The sequence below is a fragment of the Streptomyces sp. S3(2020) genome (genome assembly GCF_013044505.1).
Classification (GTDB): Bacteria; Actinomycetota; Actinomycetes; order Streptomycetales; family Streptomycetaceae; genus Streptomyces.
The window spans coordinates 1-23,512 of record NZ_JABERD010000149.1; the positions used below are offsets into that span (position 1 = coordinate 1).

Genomic DNA, 23,512 nt, shown 5'->3' on the forward strand with positions numbered 1-23,512 from the left:
GTGTGTTGCTGGGGAGTGTGGTTACGGGACGGGAGCCCCGCGGAGTCACAATGTCCCTCTGCTCGGGCGGTGCGCGTGGGGGTAGGCGACACGGCGGGGCCCGCGGGCGGCAGAGCGGCTCAGGTGGCCCTGCCGCCCGCGGGCCGCGACGAGTAACGGGGAGCCTCGCCGCTTCATGGCCGGTTCATCGGGGGACGCGCCGCACGCCACCGGCGTGGACACCCTCGTGCCCGCGTCCCGTCTCACGGGCGCCGACATCGTCGTAGCAGCCGTCGGGTACCTCATGACACCGGCTCCTTCAGGACGCGGTCCACCGGCACCTCGGCCGTCACCGAGACCGCCGCCGGATCCAGGTCGCCCGGCGTCGGCATCACGCTGCCCGGCAGCTGTACCGCCGCCGCGCCGTGCGCGACCGCCGAGGCCAGCGCCCGCGGGCCGCTGCCGCCGGCGATCAGGAAGCCGGCCAGCGAGGAGTCGCCGGCGCCCACATTGCTGCGGACGACGTCCACCCGCGCGCTCGCGAACCAGGCGCCCGCGTCGTCCACGAGCAGCTGTCCGTCCGCGCCCAGGCTCGCGAGCACGGCGCGTGCGCCCATCTCGCGCAGCTCCTCGGCCGCCTTCACCGCGTCACCCACGGTCGCCAGGGGGCGCCCGACGGCTTGCGCGAGCTCCTCCGCGTTCGGCTTCACCACGTCGGGCCGCTCGCGCAGCGCCTCCAGCAGCGCACGCCCCGAGGTGTCCAGCGCGATCCGCGCGCCCCCGGCATGCGCCCGCGCGACCACATCGGCGTACCACGACGGCGCGAGCCCCCGCGGCAGACTCCCGCAGCACGCGATCCAGTCCGCGTCGCGCGACTGCGCGCGCACCGTCTCCAGGAGCAGCTCCTGCTCCTCCGCCGACAGTTCGGGCCCCGGCGCGTTGATCTTCGTGAGCACCCCGTCCGCCTCCGCGAGCGCGATGTTCGAGCGGGTGGCGCCCGCGACCGGGACCGGCGCGACCTCGATGCCCTGCGCGTCGAGCAGATCCGCCACGAGGGCTCCCGGCGCACCGCCCAGGGGCAGGACCGCGACCGTGCGCTGCCCGGCGGCCGCCACGGCGCGCGAGACGTTGACGCCCTTGCCGCCGGGGTCCATGCGCTCCCCGGTCGCGCGGATGACCTCGCCGCGCTCCAGGGACGGAACCTCGTAGGTGCGGTCCAGGGACGGGTTCGGGGTGACGGTGAGGATCATGCGCGCACTACTTCCGTGCCGCCGCGCTCGATCGCGGTGGCGTCTTCGGGGCTCAGCCCGCTGTCGGTGATCAGCAGGTCCACATCGCTCAGGTCGCCGAAGCGGGCGAAGTGCTCCTGGCCGTGCTTGGCGGAGTCGGCGAGCAGCACCACCCGGCGGGCGGCGGCCACGGCCGCCCGCTTCACCGCGGCCTCGGCGAGGTCGGGGGTGGTCAGGCCGTGGTCGGCGGAGAAGCCGTTGGCCGCCACGAAGAGAACATCGGCCCGGATCTCGCCGTACGCGCGGAGCGCCCAGGCGTCGACGGCGGCGCGCGTACGGTGCCGTACGCGCCCCCCGACGAGGTGGAGCTGGATGCCGGGGTGGTCCGCGAGGCGGGCCGCGATCGGCAGGCTGTGGGTGACGACGGTGAGGGAGGCGTCCAGCGGGATGGCGGCGGCGAGGCGCGCCACCGTGGTGCCGGCGTCGAGGATCAGGGTGCCCTCGGTCGGCAGTTCCGCGAGGGCGGCCTTGGCGATGTGGTCCTTCTCGTCGGCCGCCGTCGTCTCGCGCTCGGCGAGGTCCGGCTCGAAGTCGAGGCGCCCGGCGGGGATGGCACCGCCGTGCACCCGGCGGAGAAGGCCCGCGCGGTCGAGTGCCTTGAGGTCCCTGCGGATCGTCTCCGCGGTGACCTGGAACTCCTCGGCCAGCGACACCACGTCCACCCGCCCGCCGTCACGCGCGAGCCGGAGGATCTCCTGCTGCCGCTCCGGTGCGTACATGTCCGTTCGCCTCCGACTCAACGTCCGGCCGTTTCCGACCGATGCCCGAACTTGTGGTTTCGCTCGGAGGCTACGCCCGGATTTCCGGAAAGTAAACAGGTTCGGGCACAGGTCGGACATAAACGGGCCTGAAGGGCGGATGTAAACGGACTTCCGACCCGCCCCAGGACGCCCTAGAACGCCCCAGAACGCCCAAGAACGCCCCATCGGACCAGCTCACGGCATACGGAAGGCCCGACTCCCCGGGTGGAACCCAGGTGCCGGGCCTTTCCCTACGTTCAGACGACCGCGTTCAGACGAGCTCCGGCGCCTTCTCCCCCACAGGACCCGCCGGCACCTCCGCCACCTCAGCCCCCTCCACGTGCTGCACCGCCCGCTTCGGCAGCGCGAACATCAGCAGGAAGATCACGCCCATCACCGCGGCCACCCACCACAGCGCCCCCTGGAACGCGTCCACGAACGCCGGCCTCACCTCGGCGGGCCGCAGGTCGTCGGCGATCGAGCCGAAGAACACCACCGACACCAGGCCCAGCCCCAGCGCGTTGCCCATCTGCTGCACGGTGTTGATGAGCCCCGACGCCGATCCCGCGTGCTCCCGAGGCACCCCCGACAGCACCATGTCGGTCAGCGGGGCGAAGATCAGGCCCATGCCGGCGCCCATCACGACCAGGGGCAGGGCCATCTGCCAGGGCGCGATGGACATGCCGTAGCGGTCGGCCTCCCAGAGGTAGAGCAGGACGCCCGCCGCCATGGTGAGCGCGCCCGCCTGGAGCACCTTGCGGCCGAAGCGCGGAACCAGCTTCTGCACGGACAGCCCGGCCGCCACGGAGACCGCGATCGAGAACGGGACGCCGGTCAGCCCCGCCTTCAGCGGACGCCAGCCCAGACCGGTCTGCATGTAGAGCGTCCACACCAGGAAGAAGATGCCGAGCCCGATCCCGAACACGGTCTGCACCGCGATGCCCGCCGCGAAGCTCTTCACCTTGAACAGCGACAGCTCGACCAGCGGGGAGCCGTCCCGCGCGCTCTTGCGCCGCTCGTACGCCACCAGCGCCCCGAAGACGACGAACGCGCCGCCCATCGACAGATACCCCCACAGCGGCCAGCCCAGCTCACGGCCGCGGGTCAGCGGGTAGAGCAGCATGAGCAGACCCAGCGTGACCATGGCGACGCCCACCAGGTCCAGCTTCAGCGCGCGCGGCGCCCTGGACTCGGTGATGTAGCGGCTGCCGAGGATCAGGCCCGCGATGCCGACCGGCAGGTTGATCAGGAAGATCGGGCGCCACTCCAGGCCGAACAGGTTCCACTCCGTCAGCAGCGCGCCGAGCAGCGGCCCGGACACGGCGCCCAGGCCCACGATCGCGCCGAAGAGCCCGAACACCTTGCCGCGCTCGTGCGCCGGGAACGTCGCGTGCACGATCGACAGCACCTGAGGCACCATCAGCGCCGCCATGCCGCCCTGGAGGATCCGCGCGGCGACCAGCATCTCCGGGTTCGCGGCGAAGCCGCACAGCGCGGAGGCGACGGTGAAGCCGCCGATGCCGATGAGGAAGATCCGCTTGCGGCCGTGGATGTCGCCGAGGCGTCCGCCGGTGATCAGACCGGCGGCGAAGGCGAGCGCGTAGCCGGCGGTGATCCACTGGATCTGGCTGACGGACGCGCCCGCCTCGGCCTGGATGGACGGAATGGCGATGTTGACGATCGTGACGTCGACGAGGTCCATGAAGGCCGCGGTCATCACGATCGCGAGGGCGAACCAGCGACGCCGGTCGGGCGCGGAAGCCATGGCTCCCGAGGTTTCGGTGGAGGTCATGTCTTGAAGTTACGACCCCATTAGGTCAGATCGTGTCCTAGTTCTGCGGCATCCTCGAACTCATGACGACGGACACTCCGGCACGGCTCCTCCAGCTCCTCTCCCTCCTCCAGACGCCGCGGGAATGGCCGGGCGGCGAGCTCTCCGATCGGCTCGGCGTCTCGCGCCGGACCGTGCGGCGGGACATCGACCGGCTGCGCGAGCTGGGCTATCCCGTGCAGGCGACGAAGGGGGCCGACGGCGGCTATCGGCTGGTCGCGGGGAAGGCGATGCCGCCGCTCGTCCTCGACGACGAGGAGGCGGTGGCGATCGCGGTGGGGCTGCGGGCCGGGGCCGGGCACGCGCTGGAGGGCGTCGACGAGGCGTCGGTGCGGGCCCTGGCGAAGCTGGAGCAGGTGCTGCCGTCCCGGCTGCGCCACCGGGTGTCGACCCTCCAGGCCGCGACCACGCCGCTGACCAGCGGGGACGGGGCGAGCATCGCGCCGGAGACGCTGACCGTGATGGCGTCCACCGTGGCGGGTCAGGAGCGGTTGCGGTTCGCCTATCGGGCGAAGGACGGCGTCGACTCGCGGCGCGTGGTCGAGCCGTACCGGCTGGTGTCGACGGGGCGGCGGTGGTACCTCGTCGCGTACGACCTCGATCGCGCCGACTGGCGGACCTTCCGGGTCGACCGGGTGAGCGAGCCGTTCGCGACCGGGGCGCGGTTCGCCGCGCGGGAGTTGCCGACGGGAAGCGCGGCGGAGTATCTGCGGCAGTCGATGTACCGGCGCCAGGAGACGTACGGGATCGACGTGACCTTCGAGGCACCGGCCGCCTTCATCGCGGCGCGGCTGCCCAAGTGGCTCGGGGAGCCGGAGGAGTTGGGGGAAGGACGGTGCCGGCTGCGGGCGACCGTGGGGGATGCCGTGGAGTGGATGGCGGTACGGCTGGCGATGGTGGAATGCGAGTTCACGGTCCGGGAGCCCGAGGAACTCGTGCGCTGTGTACGGGAGTTGGGTGGGCGCCTGAGCAGGGCGGCGGGCGGCTGAACCGGCCGCACCAGAGCCGGACCCGCACCGCACGGCACCGCGCGGCGCCGGCGCGCCCCAGCCGGACCCGCTCCGGGCACACTGGACGGCGGGCTTCCCCGTACCTGAACTCCGGGGATGCCCGCCGGATGGCAGATTGTGTCACATGGGCAAAGCTTGCCGATGTGAGTGGGCCCACGCGGAAGCAGGTTCCAGCCGGTCCGGAAAAGGGCAGAGCCGGACCCCGGCACCCGGGGGGAGAGCGCCGAAGTCCGGCTCGCGGAGAGTCCCGGCGCCGGGGGGGAGTGCGTCGGGACTTGGTCCGGGGGTCCCGGACTGTCGCCCGGGACCCGAACTCATGGACCCTGAAGTCTTTTTCCCAGGGCCCTGCCTGTTGAAGCGGCCTGACACCGCCGTGTTTGCGCCGCTTTCGCGACCCGGCGCACGCGGGCACACGGTCCACAGCCCATGAGGCGAGCCGTGTCCCAGCCCTCACGCGGCCGTGTCCGAGCCCTTAGGCCGCCGCGTCGAACCCGGTGTCCCGGGCGAGCTTCTTCAGCTCCAGCAGCGCGTGCTTCTCTATCTGCCGGATGCGCTCGCGGGTGAGGCCGTGCTCCTTGCCAACCTCGGTCAGCGTGCGCTCCCGGCCGTCCTCGATGCCGTACCGCATCTTGATGATGGAGGCCGTGCGCTGGTCGAGGCGGCCGATCAGGTCGTCCAGCTCCTCGCTGCGCAGCAGCGTCAGCACCGACTGCTCCGGGGAGACCGCGGAGGTGTCCTCGAGCAGGTCGCCGAACTGGGTGTCGCCGTCGTCGTCCACCGCCATGTTCAGCGAGACCGGGTCGCGGGCCCAGTCCAGGACGTCGATCACCCGGTCGGCGTTGGAGCCGAGTTCGGCGGCGATCTCCGCGGGCTCCGGGTCACGGCCGTGCTCACGGTTGAACTCGCGCTGCACACGGCGGATCCGGCCCAGCTCCTCGACGAGGTGGACGGGGAGACGGATGGTGCGGGACTGGTCCGCTATGGAACGGGTGATGGCCTGACGGATCCACCAGGTCGCGTACGTCGAGAACTTGAAGCCCTTGGCGTAGTCGAACTTCTCGACCGCGCGCACCAGACCGGCATTGCCCTCCTGGATCAGGTCGAGCAGGGGCAGACCGGCACGGGGGTAGCGGCGCGCGACAGCGACGACCAGGCGGAGGTTCGAGCGGATGAAGACATCCTTGGCCCGCTCGCTCTCCTCGACCAACGCCTCCAGCTCCTCGCGGGTGGCGTCCGCCTTGGACTCCTCCTGTCCGTCGAGGACCTGCCGGGCGAACACACCCGCCTCGATGATCTGTGACAGCTCGACCTCCTTGGCGGCGTCGAGCAGCGGTGTACGCGCGATCTCGTCGAGGTACATGCCGACCAGGTCGCGATCGGCGATCTCGCCGCCACGGGCGCGAACACTGCCTGCCGCGTCAGTCCCGCCAGTGGCGGACTTACGACGGGCGACGGCACGGGTTGCCATGCGTGCTCCCTTGCGATGGTGGGCTGGCGGGTGGTCCTGTCGGAGCCTGGCACCGTCTTGGCACTGTCCTCGTATGCCCTGCTTCCGATGGAAACAACGACTGGAATCAGGACAGAATTCCCAACCCGCTCCCCTATTTTTCTGATCATGCAGTACCCTGTGCGGCCACACGGGGAGGTCGGATGATGACGGAGCGTACAGAGGTGCAGGTCAGGCCAGGAGTCGAGGGGGACCTCAAGGCCCTCACCGATATCTACAACCACTACGTACGTGAGACGCCGATCACCTTCGACACGTCCGTCTTCACCCCGGAGGAGCGCCGTCCTTGGCTGCTCTCCCACCCTGAAGACGGTCCGTATCTCCTAAAAGTTGCCGCGGACGCGGACTCACAGGAAATTCTGGGCTACGCCACATCCAGCCCGTTCCGGGCGAAGCCCGCCTACGCGACCTCGGTCGAGGTGACGGTCTACCTCGCCCCGCACTCCCCCGGCGGCCGCGGCCTCGGCACGCTTCTCTACGAGGCCCTGTTCGAGTCGCTGGCCGCCGAGGACGTCCATCGCGCCTACGCCGGTATCGCCCAGCCCAACGAGGCCTCGCGGCGGCTGCACGAGCGCTTCGGCTTCCGGCACGTCGGCACCTATCGGGAAGTCGGCAGGAAGTTCGGCCGCTACTGGGACGTGGCCTGGTACGAAAAGGACCTGTAGGTCAGCCGAACTGCACCGACCGCTTCGCCAACCCCAGCCAGAACCCGTCGATCACCGACTTCTGGTCCCCCAGCTCACCGGCCGCGTCCGCGGCCCCCATCGTCACGAACAAGGGTGCGAAGTGCTCGGTGCGCGGGTGGGCGAGACGGCCGGCCGGGGACTTGTGGAGGAAGTCGAGCAGGGAGTCCACGTCACCCTTGTCCAGCGCGTGGTGCCCCCAGTCGTCGAACTCCGCCGACCACGCGGGGATGCCCCCCTGCCGCAGCGCGGCCAGGTTGTGGGTGAAGAAGCCGGAGCCCACGATCAGCACGCCCTCGTCGCGCAGCGGCGCGAGCTTGCGGCCGATCTCCATGAGCTTGACGGGGTCGAGCGTGGGCATGGAGATCTGCAGGACCGGGATGTCGGCCTCGGGGAACATCTCGACGAGCGGGACGTAGGCGCCGTGGTCGAGGCCGCGGTCCGGGATGTCCTGGACCGGGGCGCCCGGGGCGCGCAGCAGCTTGCGTACCGACTCGGCGAGCCGCGGGGCGCCGGGAGCCTCGTAGGTCACCTTGTAGTAGTGCTCGGGGAAGCCCCAGAAGTCGTAGACGAGCGGGACGGTCTCGACCGCGCCCAGCGCGAGGGGGGCCTCCTCCCAGTGGGCGGAGACCATGAGGATCGCCTTGGGGCGCGGGAGGTCCGCGGACCAGGCGGCGAGTTCACCGGGCCAGATCGGGTCGTCGGCGAGAGGTGGGGCGCCATGGCTGAGGTAGAGCGCGGGCATGCGTTCCTGGGTGGCGGCGGACATGACGGCGGCTCCCTCCGGACGGTGTTGCTTGAAGTCTAAAACGTCTTACGGAAAAAGTGTACGTCGAACTTGTTTAACATTCAAGGAGAGCTCTCGTACGATGGGACACATGAACACGGCATCCCCATCCCCGACCGCTGAAGAGCCACGCTGGCTGACCGCCGAGGAGCAGCTCGTCTGGCGCTCCTACGTGCACGCGACCACCCTTCTCGAAGACCACATGGACCGCCAGCTCCAGCGTGACGCGGGCATGCCGCACATCTACTACGGCCTTCTCGTCAAGCTCGCCGACTCCCCGCAGCAGCGGCTGCGCATGACCGAGCTGGCCATGCACGCGAAGATCACCCGCTCCCGGCTCTCGCACGCCATCGCCCGCCTGGAGAAGAACGGCTGGGCGCGGCGCGAGGACTGCCCCTCCGACAAGCGCGGCCAGTTCGCGGTGCTGACGGAGCAGGGCCGGCAGATGCTCGCGCAGGCCGCGCCGGGCCATGTGGCCGTCGTCCGCAACGCCGTGTTCGACCGGCTCACCCCGGAACAGCAGAAGTCCCTCGGCGAGATCATGCAGATCGTCGCCGAGGGACTCCAGCCCAACGAAGCGGGTGCGGACCTGCCCTGGCTCCGCTGAGCCGCTCACTCAGCAGAACCAGGGCAGATCCTGGGGTTCGTACGTGCGGAGCGTCCCCATCCCCGTACGTACGAACGGCCCGAAGGGGGTGGCCGGTGACTCAGTGAGCCACGACCGGCACCGGCAGCTCCTCCTCCGCGCCTTCGCCGGAGCCGGTGACCACCGAGGTGTCGGGCTTACCGGAGTTGACGAGGACCACCACGATGACCGCGGCGAGGGCCAGCATGCCGACGGCGAACCAGATCGCGTTGGTGTAGCCGTGGACCATGCCCTCCAGCTGGACCAGCTGCTGCTGCGAGCGGGAGCTCGCCGAGCCGATGTGGTCCGAGATGTAGGAGGTCGTGGCCGACGCGGCGATCGTGTTCAGCAGGGCCGTACCGATCGCGCCGCCCACCTGCTGCGAGGTGTTGACCATCGCGGAGGCGACACCGGCGTCCCGGGGCTCGACGCCCAGGGTGGCCAGCGACATGGCGGGCATGAACGCCGTGCCCATGCCGAGACCGAGCAGCAGCATCGCGGGCAGGATGATCGAGGCGTACGACGAGCCGATCTCCAGCTGCGTCATGAAGAGCATGCCGACCGCGGCGACCAGGAAGCCGGGGCCCATCAGCGCGCGGGCCGGCAGCCGGGTCATCAGGCGGGTGCCGATCTGGGTCGAGCCGACCATCATGCCGACGATCATCGGCATGAAGGCGAAGCCGGTCTTGATCGGCGTGTAGCCCTTCACGATCTGGAGGTAGTAGGTCAGGAACAGGAAGGTGCCGAACATCGCGATGATCGCGATACCGAGCGAGAGGTAGACACCGCCGCGGTTGCGGTCGGTGACGACGCGCAGGGGCAGCAGCGGGGCCTTGACCTTGGCCTCGGTGATGACGAAGGCGATCAGCAGCACCGCGGAGGCGACGAACATGCCCACGGTCACGGAGTCGCCCCAGCCCTCGGACTCGGCGCGGGTGAAGCCGTAGACCAGCGCGACCAGGCCCAGGGTGGAGAGCAGGACGCCGGGGATGTCGAGCGGGTTGCGGTTGCGGCCGCCCTCGGGCTCACGGATGACGAAGTACGCGCCGAGCGCGGCGACGATCGCGAACGGGATGTTCACGAAGAACGTCCAGCGCCAGTCCATGTACTCGGTCAGCACACCGCCGAGGATGAAGCCCACGGCGCCACCGCCACCGGCGATCGCACCGTAGATGCCGAACGCCTTGGCACGCTCCTTGGCGTCCGTGAACATCACGGCGAGCAGGGAGAGCGCGGCGGGCGCGAGCAGGGCGCCGAAGACACCCTGGAGGGCGCGGGCGCCGAACATCATCGCCTCGTTGGTGGCGGCGCCGCCGAGCGCGGAGGCCGCGGCGAAACCGATCAGACCGACGACGAAGGCGTTCTTGCGGCCCCACAGGTCGGCGATCCGGCCACCGAACAGCAGCAGACCGCCGAAGGCGAGGGCGTAGGCCGTGACGACCCACTGCCGGTTGCCGTCGGAGATGCCCAGGTCGGTCTGGGCGGAGGGCAGGGCGATGTTCACGATGGTCGCGTCGAGGACGACCATCAGCTGGGCGAGCGCGATGAAGATCAGCGCTTTCCAGCGGTTGGCGTCACCGGACGTGGCCGGTGCGCCGGGAGCCTTGGAGGCTGTTTCAGACATGGGGGTACCCACTTCGGGACTTCGGGACGGAAAAGGCAGTGTCAGGGGACGGTCCGTCGTCGGTGACGGCCGGTGAACGTCGTTACGTCATGGACTGCTGTGGAGCTGTGGACTCATCGGTCAGGCCTGGCGGAGGTCCTCCATGGTCATGGCGGTGCCCGGCAGGACCGAGCGGGCCGGGGCCCGCAGCCCGTCGAGGAACAGCTGGAGATGGCGGTGGACGAAGCGGTCGGCGCTGACGCATCCCGTACCGGCCGGGGGCCGGCTCAGCTGGGCCACGACGATCATCAGATCGCCGACGTCCACGTCGTCGCGGAGCTGACCGGCCGCCTTGGCGCGGTCCATCAGCCGTCCGATGAGCTCCTCGATGCGTTCGCGCGAGGCCTCCAGATCGGGGTGGTGCTGGTCGAAGGTGCTCTGGACCATGGGGCACAGCGCGCTGATCCGCTCGTCGGCGGAGGTGTGCACGAAGCGCTCCAGGGCCCCGAAGGCGTCCCCGCTCTCCGCGAGGGCGAGTTCGGCCGCCTCGGACGTCCGGTCCATGACGGAGCAGACGACCTCGCGGACGAGGGCGTCGCGGTCGGGGAAGTTGCGGTACACCGTGGCGTTGCCGACGCCTGCGCGGCGGGCGATCTCGTCGAGCGGCACATCGGGGCCGTACTCGGTGAACATCTCCCGGGCGGCGGTGACGATGCGCTCCCGGTTGCGCAGGGCGTCGGCGCGGGGCCGGGTCACCTTCTTCTGCACAGTGGTCGCGGTCACGGTGTACTCCTCGGCTGGCTGGTTCCGCTGGTTCGCGATCCGGGGAAGCTCTCCCCGTTTCGCTCGGACACAGGTCTAAACGGGGAGACGCTCCCCGGTTATTTCAGGTTGAGGGAGAGTTTTCATGTGACCTGAGTCACAAGCCCCGATCCAAGAAACCCACGTTCGGTCTCCTCCAGCGCGCGCCCGCGCACCCCTCGACACAGGGTGATCGAAAGGGTGCAGCCCGTAGGACCACGGAGCCCGTGGACCTGCGGCTGCCGTGGACGGAGAGGGCCGTGCATGCAGCAGACCAGCCGTCGGATACGTCCGCGCCGCGTGGCCGCCCTCGCGTCCGTGACCGCGCTGACGCTCGGGGTGTGCACCTCGGCCGGCACCGGGCACCTCACGACGCTGCCGACGCCCGCGGGAGCCGGACCGATCGCGCTGGCCCGCAGCTCCGCCCACGGCCCCTGCATGATCCGCGGCGGCACCGCGGTCCAGATGTCGGAGGGCGTCCCCACCCCCGGCGGCTACTCCCGCTCCACCGGCACCGTCCGCGCCCTCACCCTGATGATCGACTTCTCGGACGCGCCGGGCCGGGGCAGGGCCCTGAGCCGCTTCGACGAGTTCTTCCCGCAGACCCAGGACTGGTTCCGCACCAGTTCCTACGGCCGCCTCGACTACCGCGCCGAGACCCCGATCCCCGGGTGGCTGCGGATGCCGCGGTCCTTCGAGTCGTACGGCATAGAGCGTGGCGCCCCCTTCGACCCCGGCTACCGGGACCTGGTCCAGGACATCGTGGCCGCCGCCGACCCGAAGGTGGACTTCCGGTCGTACGACTTCCTGAACGTGCTGGTCACCCCGAACGCCGGCCCCTCCGCGCTGGACACGGTCCTGTCGGTGACCTTCGCCGGCAATCCGGACGCCCCGGTCGCCGACGGTGTCCCGGTCGCCAACGCGTCCTTCGTCTACTCCCGCCAGGACGACGGCTCCGGCTCCTACGCACAGACCGGCTACCGGGTCCTGCCCCACGAGAACGGCCATGTCTTCGGCCTGCCCGACCTCTACACGGCACAGGGCGGCGGCTCGGTCGGCCACTGGGACATCATGAGCGAGGACTGGGGCGCCAACAACGACCTCCTCGGCTGGCACAAGTGGAAGCTGGGCTGGCTGGACGCGTCCCAGGTCAGCTGTGTGACGACGCCGGGCACGACCGAGTACACACTGACCCCGCTGGCCCGCAGAGGCGGCGCCAAACTGCTCTTCGTCCCCGTCAGCGGCCGCAGCGGCTACGCCGTCGAACTGCGCACCCGCGAGGGCAACGACGAGGCGGTGTGCCGGCCCGGCCTGCTGATCTACAAGGTCGACGCGGACGTGGACACCGGCATGGGACCCGTCACGGTCCACGACTCCGAGCGCGACAGCGGCGGCTGCACCCGCAGCCCCAACGTCCACGCGGAGCTCTCCGACGCCCCCTTCGCGCCCGGCGAGGACTTCCAGGACCGCAGGAAGAGCATCCGGATCACGGTGGCGGGCGCGGATCTGGCCGGGGACTACCGGGTGCGGGTGACCCGGAGGTAGGAACGGGCAGGTCGGGACTACGGTAGGCCTCCTGCGACCGCCGTACGGAGAGCCGATGCCCGCGAAGACGACCATGCACGCCGTGACCGGCTCCGCCGCCGTACCCACGGAGGCGGTCACCCCGCTGATCCGCGGTGTCGCCGTGCTGCGGGAGCTCACCGAGGCGGGCGGCACGCTGAGCCCCAGCGCGCTGGAACGCGCCACCGGCCTCGCCCGCTCCACGGTCGACCGCATCACCTCGACGCTGGCACGCATGGGATACGTCCGCCTGGACGGCCGTGACGTGCTCCTGGCCCCCCGGCTCATGGAACTCGGCAACGCCTATCTGGCCGCCCTGCGGCTGCCGGCGGCGCTGTCCTCGCGGGCGGACACGCTCGCCGACGAGCTGGACGAGTCCGTGTCGCTGGCGGTCGCGGACCGCGACGGCATCCGCTTCATCCACCAGGCCACCCGCCGCCGCGCGATGTCCCTGAGCTTCCGCATCGGCGACCTGCTCCCGGCCGAACGCACCGCGCCCGGCGCGCTGTTCGCGGCGGAGTGGGGCGAGCCGGAGTGGCGGACCTGGCACGCCCGCCGGGCGGCGGACCCGCGGGACCTGGGCTTCCCGGCCGTACCCCCGCAGGAACACAGCGGCCCCGAGGGGGAGTTCGAGCGACGGGCGCTCGACACGGAGTCCACGGGCTGGGCGCTGGACGACCAGTTGATCGAACCGGGTCTGGTGGCGGTCTCGGTTCCGGTACGGGATCCCCGCACCGGACGGATCGCGTGCGCGGCGAGCGTCGTGAGCCACACCAGCCGGCACAGCGCGGCGGACCTGCGCGACACCCTGCTGCCGCGGCTGCGGGCGGCCGTGGCGGACATGGAGCGGGAGCTGCGGGAGACGGAGCCGTCCGCGGCCGGGACCCCGTCGGGGCTGGCGACCTGGACCGGCGCCTCCAAGCAGGAACTCGGCAGGGAGTTCATCGAGTCCCTGGCCCGGGGTCTGACGGTCCTGACCGCCTTCGGCGAGGGCCGGGCCTCCCTGACCCTCACGGAGGTGGCGAAGGCGACGGGCCTGGCGCGGGCGACGGCCCGCAGGGCGCTGATCACGTACGAGCACCTGGGCCTGGTGACGGCGACCCCGCACCGCACGTTCACGCTGACGCCGCGGGTGCTGTCGCTGGGCTTCCCGCCGCTGTCCCGCACCTCCCTGCCGGAGATCGCGACACCGCACCTGGTGGGGCTGGCGGCCCGGATCCACGAGTCGGCGTCGCTCGCGGCGCTGACCCCGCCCGGCGCGGAGATCCAGTACACGGCCAGGGTGGCGACCAACCGCGTGATGAGCGTGAACCTGACGGTGGGCACGCGCCTCCCGGCGTACGCGACCTCCATGGGCCGTGTGCTCCTGGCCGGCCTCCCCGCCGCGGAACGCGTGCTCGGCGAGCTGCGCCCCCTGACGTCCCACACCCTGACGGACCCCGAGGCGCTCGCGGACGTCCTCACCGAGGTACGGGCCCAGGGCTACGCCCTCGTCGACGAGGAACTGGAGGAGGGCCTGCGCTCGATCGCGGTCCCCGTGCGGGACCGTACGGGGAGGGTGGTGGCGGCCCTGAACACGGCGATGCACACGACCCGGCGCACACCCGCGGAGTGCGTGAGCGACCTGCTGCCCGAGCTGCGGGCGACGGCGGCGGCCATCGAGCGGGACTTCCACACGGCGGGGCGGTTCACGCGGGTGCGGACGGTGTGAAGTCCGGTACGGGCGAGGCGTCGAGCGGTCCGGCCCGCCCCGGACCCGCTGATCGCCGGCCCGCCACCCGCTACACTGGCCGCGGCGCCACCGGCCTACCGGCCCGCGCCATGCCTTCGTAGCTCAGGGGATAGAGCACGGCTCTCCTAAAGCCGGTGTCGCAGGTTCGAATCCTGCCGAGGGCACAATGCGTTAAGTCGCTGAACTGGGGTTTCCCTCTCCCCAGGGAAGGCTTCTGGGTCTTCTGTCCTCCCAGAGCAGGGCGGCCTTGAGAGCATGCCGCACCGCCTCGTGCTTTCTGCACGTGCGGTCGGCGGTCGCCGCGCTCTCCAGCGAGTGAAGAAACCCCTGCGCTGGCGCGGGCGCGGCCCGGAGGACGAGATGACCGTCGAGATCACCGAGGGTCTCGCGACGGTCACGTCGCCGGGTGGTTCAGCGCTCTCCGATGGCCGCGGCCCCCTTCCCGGTGGAGATCGATCTCGGCCGGATCTGATCCACGCGCTGCTCAGCGGGCACCGCGCAGGGCCGAACCCGAGCTGGGGTTCGTATCCCAAGGGGGCGCCGGTTCGGGGACGGTGGTTTCGTTCGGGGATGCGGCCGGTTTGCGGAGCAGGAGCAGCGCCGCGTCGTCGTGAAGTCGACCGCCCACATGCGCCAGCAGTTCGTCATGGAGCGCGGTGAGGGTGTCGGCCGGCTCGTCGGACAAGTGGCGGGCCAGCCCTTCGGCGAGCGGGTAGAACTCGCGGCCGTGGTTGCGGGCCTCGGTGACCCCGTCGGTGTAGAGCAACAGTTGATCCCCGTCGGCGAAGGGCAGCACCTGGAGGCTGGGGGTCTCGTCCGTGAGGGCGCGCAGCCCGAGGGGCGGGGCCGGATGGGCGGGCTCCACCGCCACGACGGCGCCGGATCGACCCACCATCAGCGGAGGCGCGTGTCCGCAGTTGACCACCTCCAAGTGGCCTGTCTGCGGGTACCCGGCGACCACGGCGGTGACGAAGTCGTCGCAACCGAGGTTGCGTGCCAGGCTCCGCTCGATCCTGTCGACGACGGCGAGGAGATCGGGCTCGTCATAGGCGGCCTCACGGAAGACACCGAGGACGAGTGCGGCGGTCCCCACGGCCGGCAGCCCCTTGCCGCGCACATCGCCGACGATCAGCCTGACCCCGTACGGGGTGGGCACCAGCGCGTAGAGATCCCCGCCGATACGGGCCTCCGCCGCCGCGGCGCTGTAGCGGACGGCCACCTGGAACGGGCCGACAGTCGCCGGTACGGGCTTGAGGAGCACATGCTGGGCGGCCTCCGCGACCGAGCGGACGGCCGCGAGCACCCGTTCACGACGCCCGCGCAGCGCGCTGGCGAGGCCGCTTGCCAGCGTGACGGCAGCCAGGGCGGACAGTACAGCCGTCAGCTCTTGTCCCGGAACACCGTCCCGGGTGCCGAGCGTCGCGCCCAGCACCGCGGCGAGAAGGCCGACACAGAGGACTTCGCGCGGCCCGCTGGTGGTGGCGGCCAGGGCGGGCCCGGCCGCGAGCAGGGGCAGCCAGATCGTCCCTGCTCCGCACGCGACATCGATGAGCACGACGGCGGAGACGATCAGCACGGGCAGTACGGGGGTACCGGCGGCCAACTGTACGGCGGCACGCTTCCGGGCCGCCGACCCGGCACCGGCCTCTCGGTTCCTGAACGGGCGTATCGGCCAGTGGTCGTCACCACGGTCTCGGGCGTGACTCATGCTTCGTCCGTAGTCCTCACCTGCGCACGGGGCGCACTACCGAAATGTCCCTTTCATTCAGGAAAGAGGTTCGGCCCTGGCGCCACAAGGAGAGGATTTTCAGATAGTGAGCGAGAGGCCCCTGGTCACGCGACTCGCGGTCGGGATCAGCCGCTCCAGAATCTCCTCGAGTCGGGAGAGCCGGTCCGCCCGCAGTGAGACGCCGAGCGAGCCGAGTGTGTCCCCGCTGTAGACGGGCACGGCGACACAGACCGTACCGAGGGCGTACTCCTCCAGGTCCGTGACGGCCGGGGCCACGGGTGAGGAGTCGAGTCGCCGGAGCAGCTCCGGACGGCTGGTGATGGTCCGTGGTGTGAGGTCGGCGAGGTGGTGGCGGGAGAGGTAGTCCTTGCGGGCCTCGTCGTCCAGTTCTCGCAGCACGGACTTGCCCAGCGCGGTGGCGTGCCCCGCGTCCTCGAATCCCACCCAGAGGTCGACACGGGGCGCCTGAGGACCGTCGACGATCTCGGCGACCCGGATCTCGCCCTCCTCGTAGAAGGTGAGGTAGGCGGCGGTCGCGAGCTCGTCCCGCAGAGCGGCGAGCGTGGGACGGACACGGCTGAGCAGCGCCTGCCCGCGGCCCGTGGTGTGCAGCGCTTGCAGCTTGTCTCCCAGGACGAACCCGCCGTCGTCCAGCTTCCGTACGTATCCGTCGTGGACCAGCGTCCGCAGCAGGTGATAGGCGGTGGCCAGAGGCAGCCCCGTCTCACGTGCCAGTTGCTTCGCCGGCGCGCCGTTGTCGTGCGCGCTCACGGCCTCCAGCAGTCGGAGGGCCCGCCGCACGGAAGTGATGAGCGTAGGGCCACCGTCGTGAGCACCCATACGACCAGCGTGCGCCGAGCACACGACGCGGGCAAGGCGCGCACGCCTTCGCGACTCGGGGGGCACTTCTGACCTGCACGGATAGCAGCCGGCATGAACGAGCACCACTGCCGAGGCCCCGGACCGATCACGGTCCGGGGCCTTTCGCATCGGGGTCGCGCCGCTACTTGAGCTCGTCGGCGGTGAAGTACTCGTCCGAGATCAGCACGTCGTAGTTGGACTTGTCGACGCTCGTCGGCTGGAGCAGGACGGCGGGCACGGGCTTGACGCCGTTCTTGTAGGTCACCGAGTTGTCGATCGAGACCACCCGGTCGTTGAGTATCTCGTCGACCATGTTCGCGGCGGCCTCGGCGAGCCGGCGGACGTCCTTGTAGACGGTCTGCGCCTGGCCGCCCGCGATGATCGACTTCACCGAGGCCAGTTCGGCGTCCTGGCCGGTGACCACGGGGAGGGGCTTGACGCTGTTGCCGTAGCTGTCCAGGTTCAGCGCGGCCAGGACCCCCCTGGAGATGCCGTCGTACGGCGAGAGGACCGCGTCGACCTTCTTGCCGCCGTAGGACTCGGCGAGGATCTCGGTCATGCGCTTCTGCGCGGTGGGCCCGTCCCAGCGCAGGGTGGTGATCTTGTCGAGCGCGGTCTGGCCGGACTGGACGATCAACTGCTTGTTGTCCAGGAACGGCTGGAGGAGCGCCATCGAGCCGTCGAAGAAGTACTTGGTGTTGTTGTCGTCGGGGGAACCGGCGAACAGCTCGATGTTGAACGGGCCCTTGCCGTCCTCCAGGCCGAGCTCCTCGATGATGAAATGGGCCTGCATCCGGCCGACCATCTCGTTGTCGAAGGAGACGTAGTAGTCGACGTCCTTCGTGCCGAGGATGAGCCGGTCGTAGGCGATCACGGGGATCTTCGCGGCGGCGGCCTTCGCCAGCACGCCGTTCAGCGACTTGTTGTCGATCGCCGCGATGACCAGCGCGCCGACGCCCTGCTGGATCAGTTTCTCGATCTGTGCGACCTGGGCCTTGGGGTCGTCGTCGCCGTAGACCAGCTTGGACTTGTACTCCATGGTCTTCAGGTACTCGACGAGGGTCTTGCCATCGGTGAGCCAGCGCTCGGAGGCACGGGTCGGCATCGCGATGCCGACGGTTCCACCCTCGGAACCGCCCCCGGAAGTGCCCGCTGAGCTGCCCTCGCTCTCCTTGCCGCACGCGGACAAGGGGAGGGCGAGTAAAGCTCCGGCGAGCACGGCTCTTCGATTGAGCATGGTGATCGTTCCTTGTTCTTCTCGTCGTTGAGGAGATGCGGGCACATCGCGTCCTGGACGGTCAAAGGCGAGTGATCAACCGGCAGACCTCACTCAAGCCGTTCGAAATGTCGTCGCATGATCGGAATATTGGCGAGGACAGTAAGGGGAGGTGCAGATGGTGTCAACGGTGTGAACAGGAACGGTTACAGAAAGGTGCGACCAGAGGGGCTTGTGAGGGAAACATGGGCCCTGGTGGCGGCCGGGCCGTTCACAGGAGTCATCAAAGCGTCGTCACTCCGATATGGACGACCGCCCCGCGAGGCGGCGCGCGGGCGCATACTAGGCACAATGACAAAGCCATCTGCACCGAAGCGTCACTTGCCCACCAGCCCCTTCAAGGCTCCGGTCGCGCCACCGCTCAAGGTGTTCGCGGTCGGCGACCAGGTCACCCACGACATGTACGGTCTCGGCCGTGTGATCGGCATCGAGGACGGAATCGCGGCGTTCGTCGATTTCGGCTCGGTGCAGCAGCGGATCCTGAGCCCCTACACCAAGATGAGCAAGCTGTAGGACCGCGGTGCCCAGTCAGGGCACAGCGGCTCTCTTCACGGCTCTGCACCGAACGGAACATCTCCCATCGACGTGAACTCGCTGTTCTCCGCCCCGGAAGGGACGCCCAGCTCTGCCGCCGCGGCATCGCCGCCCCCGGCGACGAACCCCTTCCAAGCCCCGGACTTCGGGGAGGACGAGATCTTCCCGATCGAGGACGCACAGACCTCCTCTTGATCGGAAAGTCTTCGAAACATTCGTAAAGTCGAAGCCCTGCCTTGATCTTGCCCAGGCAGGCATTGTCGATCAACCTCGGCGCGACCCCTCCAACAGGGGTACTGAGCAGGCAAGACGGCTGTACCAGCACGCACCTCCTCGCTCGAACGTTTCGAAACAATTACCGAAACCATTGACAGTTGTCAGGGGCACTCCAAAGCTGTCGATGACCGAGCTACTCGACGAGGAGGAAGCAGGCACATGACCGACGCACCCGCACCCATGAGCCGCAGGACATTCGTCAGCGGTGTCGGTACCACCGCGCTGGCCGTCGCGGCCGGCGCGGCCCTGCCCGGGACCGCTCACGCGGACACGGTGATCACCACGAACCAGACCGGGACGGACAACGGGTACTACTACTCGTTCTGGACCGACGCGCCGGGGACCGTCTCCATGACCCTGAGCTCCGGCGGAAACTACCGCACCTCATGGAGCAACACCGGCAACTTCGTCGCGGGAAAGGGGTGGAGCAACGGCAGTCGCCGGACCGTGAGCTACTCGGGGTCCTTCAACCCGTCCGGCAACGCCTACCTGTGCCTCTACGGCTGGACGTCGAACCCGCTCGTCGAGTACTACATCGTCGACAGCTGGGGAACCTACCGGCCGACGGGAACGTACAAGGGCGGTGTCACCAGCGACGGCGGGACGTACGACATCTACCAGACCACCCGCTACAACGCCCCGTCCGTCGAGGGCACCCGCACCTTCAACCAGTACTGGAGCGTCCGGCAGTCCAAGCGGACGGGCGGCGCCATCACCACCGGGAACCACTTCGACGCGTGGGCCCGCGCCGGCATGACCCTCGGCAGCTTCCGCTACTACATGATCATGGCGACCGAGGGCTACCGGAGCAGCGGCAACTCCAGCATCACGGTGGCCTGATGAGGACCCGGGCACACCTCCCGTTACTGGCCGCCGCCGCGCTGGCCGCCGCCGGCACGCTCACCGCCCCCACCGCCGCATCCGCTGCCTCCGCTCAGGCCGCCGCCTGCACCGGATACGTCGGACTCACCTTCGACGACGGCCCGGGCAGCGGCACCACCGCCCTGCTCGACTCCCTGACGCGGAACGGCCTCAGGGCCACCATGTTCAACCAGGGCCAGTACGCCGCCGCCTACCCGGCCCTGGTCAGGGCACAGGTCGGCAGCGGGATGTGGGTCGGCAACCACAGCTACACGCACCCGCATCTGACCCAGCAGAGCCAGGCCACGATCGACTCGGAGATCTCCCGCACCCAGCAGGCGATCGCGAACGCGGGCGGTGGCACACCCAAGCTGTTCCGGCCGCCGTACGGCGAGACCAACGCGACGGTCAGGGCCGTGGAGGCCAGGTACGGGCTGACCGAGATCCTCTGGAACGTCGACTCGCAGGACTGGAACAACGCCAGTACCGACGCGATCGTCGCGGCGGCCGGACGGCTCACCAACGGGCAGGTCATCCTCCTGCACGACTGGCCCGCCAACACCCGCGCGGCGATCCCGCGCATCGCGCAGACCCTGGCCGCCAAGGGGCTGTGCGCCGGGATGATCTCCCCCGCGACCGGCCGCGCGGTGGCCCCGGGCTAGGGCTGGGCCAGGGCTGGGCCAAGGCCTGTCGGGCGGCGGCCGAGCGGCCAGGGCCTGTCGGGCAGTGGCCGAGCGGCGAGAGCCGAGCGGCGGCGATCGGCCCGCGACAACCGGCCAGCGACAACCGATCGCCGTACGCGGGAATGTCGTATCCTCACCGCATCCGCCGTGCCCGTGACCTGGGGGGTTCCAAGGTCGGCGGCCGGCTCGAAGCAAATGGGGATCCATGCGTGCAGCAGTCATGGGCGCCGCTCTCGGCGGCGCCCTCCTCCTTGCCGGCTCCGCTCTCACCGCGCCGGTCGCGTACGCGGCCGAGACGGGAGTGGTGATCGAGAAGGTGTCCGTGAACGGTGGCAAGTCCATCGTCTTCGGTACGTCCCGCACGGAGTCGTTCACGATCGCGGTGACCGTCTCCGACGACTCCGGCATCAGCAAGGACCTCGCGTTCCTGCAGATCGACCGTGAGAAGGGCGACGACTACTGGTCGTTCCACGGCGAGCCCACGTGCACCGCCACCAGCTCCACGACGTCGAACTGCAAGCTCAAGGTGGAGCTGGAGAAGGACATCGACCTGCCCCGCAACACCCTCGCGGGACCCTGGGACGTGTACGTCCAGTTCCAGGCCAAGGACGGTGACTACTACGGGGGCGTCTACCAGACCCACCCCGTGAAGCGGCGTTCCACGCTCGGTGTCGACGCCTCGCCCGAGCCCGTCACCAAGGGCAAGAGCATCACGGTCACGGGCAAGCTGGCCCGCGCCAACTGGGACAAGTACGTGTACGCCGGCTACACCTCGCAGCCGGTCAAGCTCCAGTTCCGCCCGAAGAACAGTGCCACGTACACCACGGTCAAGACCGTGACGAGCGACAGCACCGGCAAGCTGAGGACGACCGTCAAGGCCGCGCAGGACGGCTACTGGCGCTGGAGCTTCGGCGGTACGTCGACGACCGCGGCGGTCAAGGCCACCGGCGACTTCGTCGACGTGCGCTGACCGTATCCCCGTCCCGTACGGCCGAGGGCCGGTTCGCAGGTGGAGGCCTGCGAGCCGGCCCTTTGCCGTGTCCGGTGTCGTGTCCTGGCTAGCAGCCCATCGACCACACATGCGCGTCGCCGCGGTCGTTGGCCGTGGCGTTGTAGCCCACCTCGTCGCCGGGGCGCAGACAGATCGTCATGGCGCCGCCGTTGGAGGGGAACTGAATGGCGGACTCGTAGACCTTGACGTGGTCCTTGATGCCGGGCCCGGAGATGCCGTGGTTGGCCCAGGAGGAGTCGGTGTCGGCGATCCAGCTCTCCCACCACTCGTCGTCGCCCGAGGCGTTCATGCGCTGGCCGCCGAAGTTGGCGTCGGTCCAGACGCAGAAGTTGCCGCTGGGGCAGCTCGCCGCCGAGGCCGGGGTGGCGGTGGTCAGGCTCGCCGCGGCGGCGAGCAGGGTGGCCGCCACGAGGGCTACGGACTGCTTCATGAAAGGTGCCTTTCCTTGCGTTGTCATGGTGTGCCTGGTGGGTCTGATGTGCTTGGTAGGCCTGGTGTGTCTGGTGTGGTCATCGGTGGTGCGCTGCCGCGCTGAGCAGCCCTCTCGCCTCGGTCAGCGCGTGCGTCCGCATCTCCCGGTAGGCGGCGCGATCCCCGTCCGGAGCACGGGACTTGAGGTTGTTGACGAGGGTCACCGCCCGGAACCAGCGCCGCTGGTCGCCGTAGAGGCGGCGCTCGGCCTGGGCGAGACAGCCGTCTGTGTGGTGGGCGACGACGAGTCCGCCGGGCAGCTTCACCGAGAGCTCGGGCCGGCCCGTGCCGAACAGCGCGCTGTCCACACGGCTGCTCGGAGGCGGGCCGCCGGGGCGGGGTGGAGTGAGGCCTCGGTCGGTCAAACAGCGGTCGGTGAGCAGGAGTTGGGCCGCCTTGAGGGTGTCGTCCGGAGTGAGGGACACGGCCGGTTCACGCGGAGCACCGCAGCCCGTCACGAGCGCGACCAACACGCACACCACGACGCCCGCCCACCCCCTCGTCGCGGGAACGGAAGCAGGCAGAGCGAGGGCGGCCGAACGTCTCAAGGGGACCTCAGGGAAAAGGGGTTGAAAGGTGCACGCGCTGCCTTCCCGGCCACCCCCAGCACTACACACCGTGAACACGAGCACCACTCGTTACGGTGAGTAGTCGTATTGCCGCCGCGGTCGTGCGCGCTCGGGAGGCCCTCAGTACTGAACGTTTCTGCAGGTCACCTCATCTATCCCTTGATCACCTATGGAGGTGAATCACCCGCAAATACGGCAACTGACCCAGTCGGGCAACAGTTGTCTCTGGTACTTGCCGGAACACCAGAAGGGGACCGCCTTGGTCACGCCGTACTTAACGCGCCTCATCACCGCCCTCGCCGCTGCGGGGGGACTCGTCTTCAGCGGCTCAACGAGTGCACATGCCACGGCAATCGGCTCAACTCCCGTGCGGACCTTCGAGTACAGCGTGGGAGGCGTGACGATGAAGGTTCCGACGGGATGCATGTTCACGCACGTCATCCGCGGAAGCGGTAAGAAGATCACCTATCAGAACGCAGGCGTCGACTGCGCGTTCGTCGCGGCGCTCAGCAGCGGCTTCTGTAACTGGCGCATCGACTTCACCTACTCCGACACGAACAATCGGCCTTACCGCACGTCCCGCGGTAGGACGCACAGCGAATGCAAGATCGACCCGATGCGGAACAACTCTCCGCAGAGGCTGCCTCGTTATGGCAAGGCGTGTGCGCACCTTTACGTCAATGGGGTGCGGCGAGTGAGTCAGTGCCACCACATCACGAAGTGAGCCGGTCATGAGCGAACAGCAGGGGCAGCAGGCGGAACACGTGGACGAGACGCGGCGGCGTAGGGTCGGGATTGTCGGGTTCATCGTGGGACTTGTGGCCGGGCTGGCCTTCTTCGCGTTCTTTCCCGGGCTGCCGCACGTGATCGATTGGGGTGCCATTCTCGTGTCCCTGGCAGTGGGGCTCCTTGCACGATGGGGCTGTCAGTCCTGGGTGGCGAGGGCGGCGGCCGGGCGCGCCGACGGCGACTGAGAGGACCTGGGTCTCGGGGCCCAGGCCGATCGCGGCCCGGGCCCCCGCTGCTCACTGACCCAGTGGGGCCGGGGGTGTCGTGTCCGGGATGGGACTTGAGGGGGCCGGTGTCGGGG

23 protein-coding genes and 1 tRNA gene are annotated in these 23,512 nt (G+C 69.7%); 12 read left to right on the top strand and 12 right to left on the bottom strand.

Features of this window, described 5'->3' with window-relative positions; genetic code table 11:
• Positions 1–281 precede the first annotated feature (281 nt).
• From pfkB to HLK59_RS34500, 3 genes are all read right to left on the bottom strand, one after another.
• Positions 282–1,229 carry a 1-phosphofructokinase gene (gene pfkB / locus HLK59_RS34490; protein ID WP_171145536.1) on the bottom strand — a complete coding sequence of 316 codons (948 nt, stop codon included), beginning with the start codon at positions 1,227–1,229 and terminating at the stop codon, positions 282–284.
• Positions 1,226–1,987: a DeoR/GlpR family DNA-binding transcription regulator gene (locus tag HLK59_RS34495; protein WP_171145537.1), complete on the bottom strand. Its 762-nt coding sequence runs from the start codon at positions 1,985–1,987 to the stop codon at positions 1,226–1,228. Before HLK59_RS34495 ends, pfkB begins: the two co-directional genes overlap by 4 nt.
• A gap of 292 nt (positions 1,988–2,279) precedes the next feature.
• Positions 2,280–3,800, bottom strand: coding sequence for an MFS transporter (locus tag HLK59_RS34500; protein ID WP_171145538.1), 1,521 nt, complete (start codon positions 3,798–3,800; stop codon positions 2,280–2,282).
• Positions 3,801–3,862: 62 nt separating this feature from the next.
• Here HLK59_RS34500 and HLK59_RS34505 point away from each other — a divergent pair, with 62 nt between their 5' ends.
• Complete coding sequence (locus HLK59_RS34505) at positions 3,863–4,828, top strand: YafY family protein (protein ID WP_171145539.1); 966 nt, start codon at positions 3,863–3,865, stop codon at positions 4,826–4,828.
• Positions 4,829–5,321: 493 nt separating this feature from the next.
• Here the strand turns inward: HLK59_RS34505 and HLK59_RS34510 are convergent, their stop codons facing one another.
• Positions 5,322–6,317: a sigma-70 family RNA polymerase sigma factor gene (locus HLK59_RS34510; protein WP_171145540.1), complete on the bottom strand. Its 996-nt coding sequence runs from the start codon at positions 6,315–6,317 to the stop codon at positions 5,322–5,324.
• 182 nt (positions 6,318–6,499) lie between these two features.
• Here HLK59_RS34510 and HLK59_RS34515 point away from each other — a divergent pair, with 182 nt between their 5' ends.
• On the top strand, positions 6,500–7,021 hold the full coding sequence (locus tag HLK59_RS34515) for a GNAT family N-acetyltransferase (protein WP_171145541.1): 522 nt from the start codon (positions 6,500–6,502) through the stop codon (positions 7,019–7,021).
• Between the two features lies 1 nt (position 7,022).
• Here the strand turns inward: HLK59_RS34515 and HLK59_RS34520 are convergent, their stop codons facing one another.
• Entirely contained in the window at positions 7,023–7,808 is a 786-nt protein-coding gene (locus HLK59_RS34520; RefSeq protein WP_171145542.1) for a class III extradiol ring-cleavage dioxygenase, read from the bottom strand.
• Positions 7,809–7,917: 109 nt separating this feature from the next.
• On the opposite strand from HLK59_RS34520, the gene HLK59_RS34525 reads away from it, so the two are divergent.
• Entirely contained in the window at positions 7,918–8,433 is a 516-nt protein-coding gene (locus tag HLK59_RS34525; RefSeq protein WP_171145543.1) for a MarR family transcriptional regulator, read from the top strand.
• A gap of 100 nt (positions 8,434–8,533) precedes the next feature.
• Here the strand turns inward: HLK59_RS34525 and HLK59_RS34530 are convergent, their stop codons facing one another.
• Both HLK59_RS34530 and HLK59_RS34535 read right to left on the bottom strand, forming a co-directional pair.
• Positions 8,534–10,075, bottom strand: coding sequence for an MFS transporter (locus HLK59_RS34530; RefSeq protein WP_171145544.1), 1,542 nt, complete (start codon positions 10,073–10,075; stop codon positions 8,534–8,536).
• 120 nt (positions 10,076–10,195) lie between these two features.
• Positions 10,196–10,837, bottom strand: a complete 642-nt coding sequence (locus tag HLK59_RS34535) for a TetR/AcrR family transcriptional regulator (RefSeq protein WP_171145545.1) — start codon at positions 10,835–10,837, stop codon at positions 10,196–10,198.
• A 282-nt stretch (positions 10,838–11,119) separates the two neighbouring features.
• Here HLK59_RS34535 and HLK59_RS34540 point away from each other — a divergent pair, with 282 nt between their 5' ends.
• The 3 genes from HLK59_RS34540 (at position 11,120) to HLK59_RS34550 (ending at position 14,314) form a co-directional block, all read left to right on the top strand.
• Positions 11,120–12,400 carry a M6 family metalloprotease domain-containing protein gene (locus HLK59_RS34540; RefSeq protein WP_171145546.1) on the top strand — a complete coding sequence of 427 codons (1,281 nt, stop codon included), beginning with the start codon at positions 11,120–11,122 and terminating at the stop codon, positions 12,398–12,400.
• Between the two features lie 55 nt (positions 12,401–12,455).
• Positions 12,456–14,129 (top strand): IclR family transcriptional regulator C-terminal domain-containing protein, encoded by a 1,674-nt coding sequence (locus HLK59_RS34545; protein WP_171145547.1) that lies wholly within the window; start codon positions 12,456–12,458, stop codon positions 14,127–14,129.
• Positions 14,130–14,241: 112 nt separating this feature from the next.
• A tRNA-Arg gene (locus HLK59_RS34550) sits at positions 14,242–14,314 on the top strand.
• A gap of 320 nt (positions 14,315–14,634) precedes the next feature.
• Here HLK59_RS34550 and HLK59_RS34555 read toward each other — a convergent pair.
• The 3 genes from HLK59_RS34555 to HLK59_RS34565 all read right to left on the bottom strand — a co-directional run bounded on the left by HLK59_RS34555 (position 14,635) and on the right by HLK59_RS34565 (position 17,977).
• Entirely contained in the window at positions 14,635–15,858 is a 1,224-nt protein-coding gene (locus tag HLK59_RS34555) for a PP2C family protein-serine/threonine phosphatase (RefSeq protein WP_171145548.1), read from the bottom strand.
• A gap of 99 nt (positions 15,859–15,957) precedes the next feature.
• A complete protein-coding gene (locus tag HLK59_RS34560) occupies positions 15,958–16,719 on the bottom strand; it encodes an IclR family transcriptional regulator (protein ID WP_171145549.1) in 762 nt (253 codons plus the stop codon).
• A 163-nt stretch (positions 16,720–16,882) separates the two neighbouring features.
• Complete coding sequence (locus tag HLK59_RS34565) at positions 16,883–17,977, bottom strand: sugar-binding protein (protein WP_171145550.1); 1,095 nt, start codon at positions 17,975–17,977, stop codon at positions 16,883–16,885.
• Positions 17,978–18,307: 330 nt separating this feature from the next.
• Between HLK59_RS34565 and HLK59_RS34570 the strand changes: the two genes are divergently transcribed.
• The 4 genes from HLK59_RS34570 to HLK59_RS34585 all read left to right on the top strand — a co-directional run bounded on the left by HLK59_RS34570 (position 18,308) and on the right by HLK59_RS34585 (position 21,340).
• Positions 18,308–18,529: a hypothetical protein gene (locus HLK59_RS34570; protein ID WP_171145551.1), complete on the top strand. Its 222-nt coding sequence runs from the start codon at positions 18,308–18,310 to the stop codon at positions 18,527–18,529.
• A gap of 456 nt (positions 18,530–18,985) precedes the next feature.
• A complete protein-coding gene (locus HLK59_RS34575) occupies positions 18,986–19,666 on the top strand; it encodes a glycoside hydrolase family 11 protein (protein WP_171145552.1) in 681 nt (226 codons plus the stop codon).
• A complete protein-coding gene (locus tag HLK59_RS34580) occupies positions 19,666–20,349 on the top strand; it encodes a polysaccharide deacetylase family protein (RefSeq protein WP_171145553.1) in 684 nt (227 codons plus the stop codon). The genes HLK59_RS34575 and HLK59_RS34580 overlap by 1 nt, the downstream gene beginning before the upstream one ends.
• A 226-nt stretch (positions 20,350–20,575) precedes the next feature.
• Entirely contained in the window at positions 20,576–21,340 is a 765-nt protein-coding gene (locus HLK59_RS34585) for a hypothetical protein (protein ID WP_171145554.1), read from the top strand.
• 88 nt (positions 21,341–21,428) lie between these two features.
• On the opposite strand, the gene HLK59_RS34590 is transcribed toward HLK59_RS34585, so the two are convergent.
• Together HLK59_RS34590 and HLK59_RS34595 are read right to left on the bottom strand one after the other, a co-directional pair.
• Positions 21,429–21,812, bottom strand: coding sequence for a peptidase inhibitor family I36 protein (locus tag HLK59_RS34590; RefSeq protein ID WP_171145555.1), 384 nt, complete (start codon positions 21,810–21,812; stop codon positions 21,429–21,431).
• 79 nt (positions 21,813–21,891) lie between these two features.
• Positions 21,892–22,278: a hypothetical protein gene (locus HLK59_RS34595; protein ID WP_346779877.1), complete on the bottom strand. Its 387-nt coding sequence runs from the start codon at positions 22,276–22,278 to the stop codon at positions 21,892–21,894.
• A gap of 403 nt (positions 22,279–22,681) precedes the next feature.
• Between HLK59_RS34595 and HLK59_RS34600 the strand changes: the two genes are divergently transcribed.
• Both HLK59_RS34600 and HLK59_RS34605 read left to right on the top strand, forming a co-directional pair.
• Positions 22,682–23,146, top strand: coding sequence for a hypothetical protein (locus tag HLK59_RS34600; protein ID WP_171145557.1), 465 nt, complete (start codon positions 22,682–22,684; stop codon positions 23,144–23,146).
• A 7-nt stretch (positions 23,147–23,153) separates the two neighbouring features.
• Complete coding sequence (locus HLK59_RS34605) at positions 23,154–23,396, top strand: hypothetical protein (RefSeq protein WP_171145558.1); 243 nt, start codon at positions 23,154–23,156, stop codon at positions 23,394–23,396.
• Positions 23,397–23,512: the final 116 nt, after the last annotated feature.

Excerpts from the sequence above, each read along its gene's own strand:
- pfkB (WP_171145536.1), bottom strand. The coding sequence starts at position 1,229 with ATGATCCTCACCGTCACCCCGAACCCGTCCCTGGACCGCACCTACGAG.
- HLK59_RS34495 (WP_171145537.1), bottom strand. The coding sequence starts at position 1,987 with ATGTACGCACCGGAGCGGCAGCAGGAGATCCTCCGGCTCGCGCGTGAC.
- HLK59_RS34500 (WP_171145538.1), bottom strand. The coding sequence starts at position 3,800 with ATGACCTCCACCGAAACCTCGGGAGCCATGGCTTCCGCGCCCGACCGG.
- HLK59_RS34505 (WP_171145539.1), top strand. The coding sequence starts at position 3,863 with ATGACGACGGACACTCCGGCACGGCTCCTCCAGCTCCTCTCCCTCCTC.
- HLK59_RS34510 (WP_171145540.1), bottom strand. The coding sequence starts at position 6,317 with ATGGCAACCCGTGCCGTCGCCCGTCGTAAGTCCGCCACTGGCGGGACT.
- HLK59_RS34515 (WP_171145541.1), top strand. The coding sequence starts at position 6,500 with ATGATGACGGAGCGTACAGAGGTGCAGGTCAGGCCAGGAGTCGAGGGG.
- HLK59_RS34520 (WP_171145542.1), bottom strand. The coding sequence starts at position 7,808 with ATGTCCGCCGCCACCCAGGAACGCATGCCCGCGCTCTACCTCAGCCAT.
- HLK59_RS34525 (WP_171145543.1), top strand. The coding sequence starts at position 7,918 with ATGAACACGGCATCCCCATCCCCGACCGCTGAAGAGCCACGCTGGCTG.
- HLK59_RS34530 (WP_171145544.1), bottom strand. The coding sequence starts at position 10,075 with ATGTCTGAAACAGCCTCCAAGGCTCCCGGCGCACCGGCCACGTCCGGT.
- HLK59_RS34540 (WP_171145546.1), top strand. The coding sequence starts at position 11,120 with ATGCAGCAGACCAGCCGTCGGATACGTCCGCGCCGCGTGGCCGCCCTC.
- HLK59_RS34545 (WP_171145547.1), top strand. The coding sequence starts at position 12,456 with ATGCCCGCGAAGACGACCATGCACGCCGTGACCGGCTCCGCCGCCGTA.
- HLK59_RS34555 (WP_171145548.1), bottom strand. The coding sequence starts at position 15,858 with ATGAGTCACGCCCGAGACCGTGGTGACGACCACTGGCCGATACGCCCG.
- HLK59_RS34560 (WP_171145549.1), bottom strand. The coding sequence starts at position 16,719 with ATGGGTGCTCACGACGGTGGCCCTACGCTCATCACTTCCGTGCGGCGG.
- HLK59_RS34565 (WP_171145550.1), bottom strand. The coding sequence starts at position 17,977 with ATGCTCAATCGAAGAGCCGTGCTCGCCGGAGCTTTACTCGCCCTCCCC.
- HLK59_RS34570 (WP_171145551.1), top strand. The coding sequence starts at position 18,308 with ATGACAAAGCCATCTGCACCGAAGCGTCACTTGCCCACCAGCCCCTTC.
- HLK59_RS34575 (WP_171145552.1), top strand. The coding sequence starts at position 18,986 with ATGACCGACGCACCCGCACCCATGAGCCGCAGGACATTCGTCAGCGGT.
- HLK59_RS34580 (WP_171145553.1), top strand. The coding sequence starts at position 19,666 with ATGAGGACCCGGGCACACCTCCCGTTACTGGCCGCCGCCGCGCTGGCC.
- HLK59_RS34585 (WP_171145554.1), top strand. The coding sequence starts at position 20,576 with ATGCGTGCAGCAGTCATGGGCGCCGCTCTCGGCGGCGCCCTCCTCCTT.
- HLK59_RS34590 (WP_171145555.1), bottom strand. The coding sequence starts at position 21,812 with ATGAAGCAGTCCGTAGCCCTCGTGGCGGCCACCCTGCTCGCCGCCGCG.
- HLK59_RS34605 (WP_171145558.1), top strand. The coding sequence starts at position 23,154 with ATGAGCGAACAGCAGGGGCAGCAGGCGGAACACGTGGACGAGACGCGG.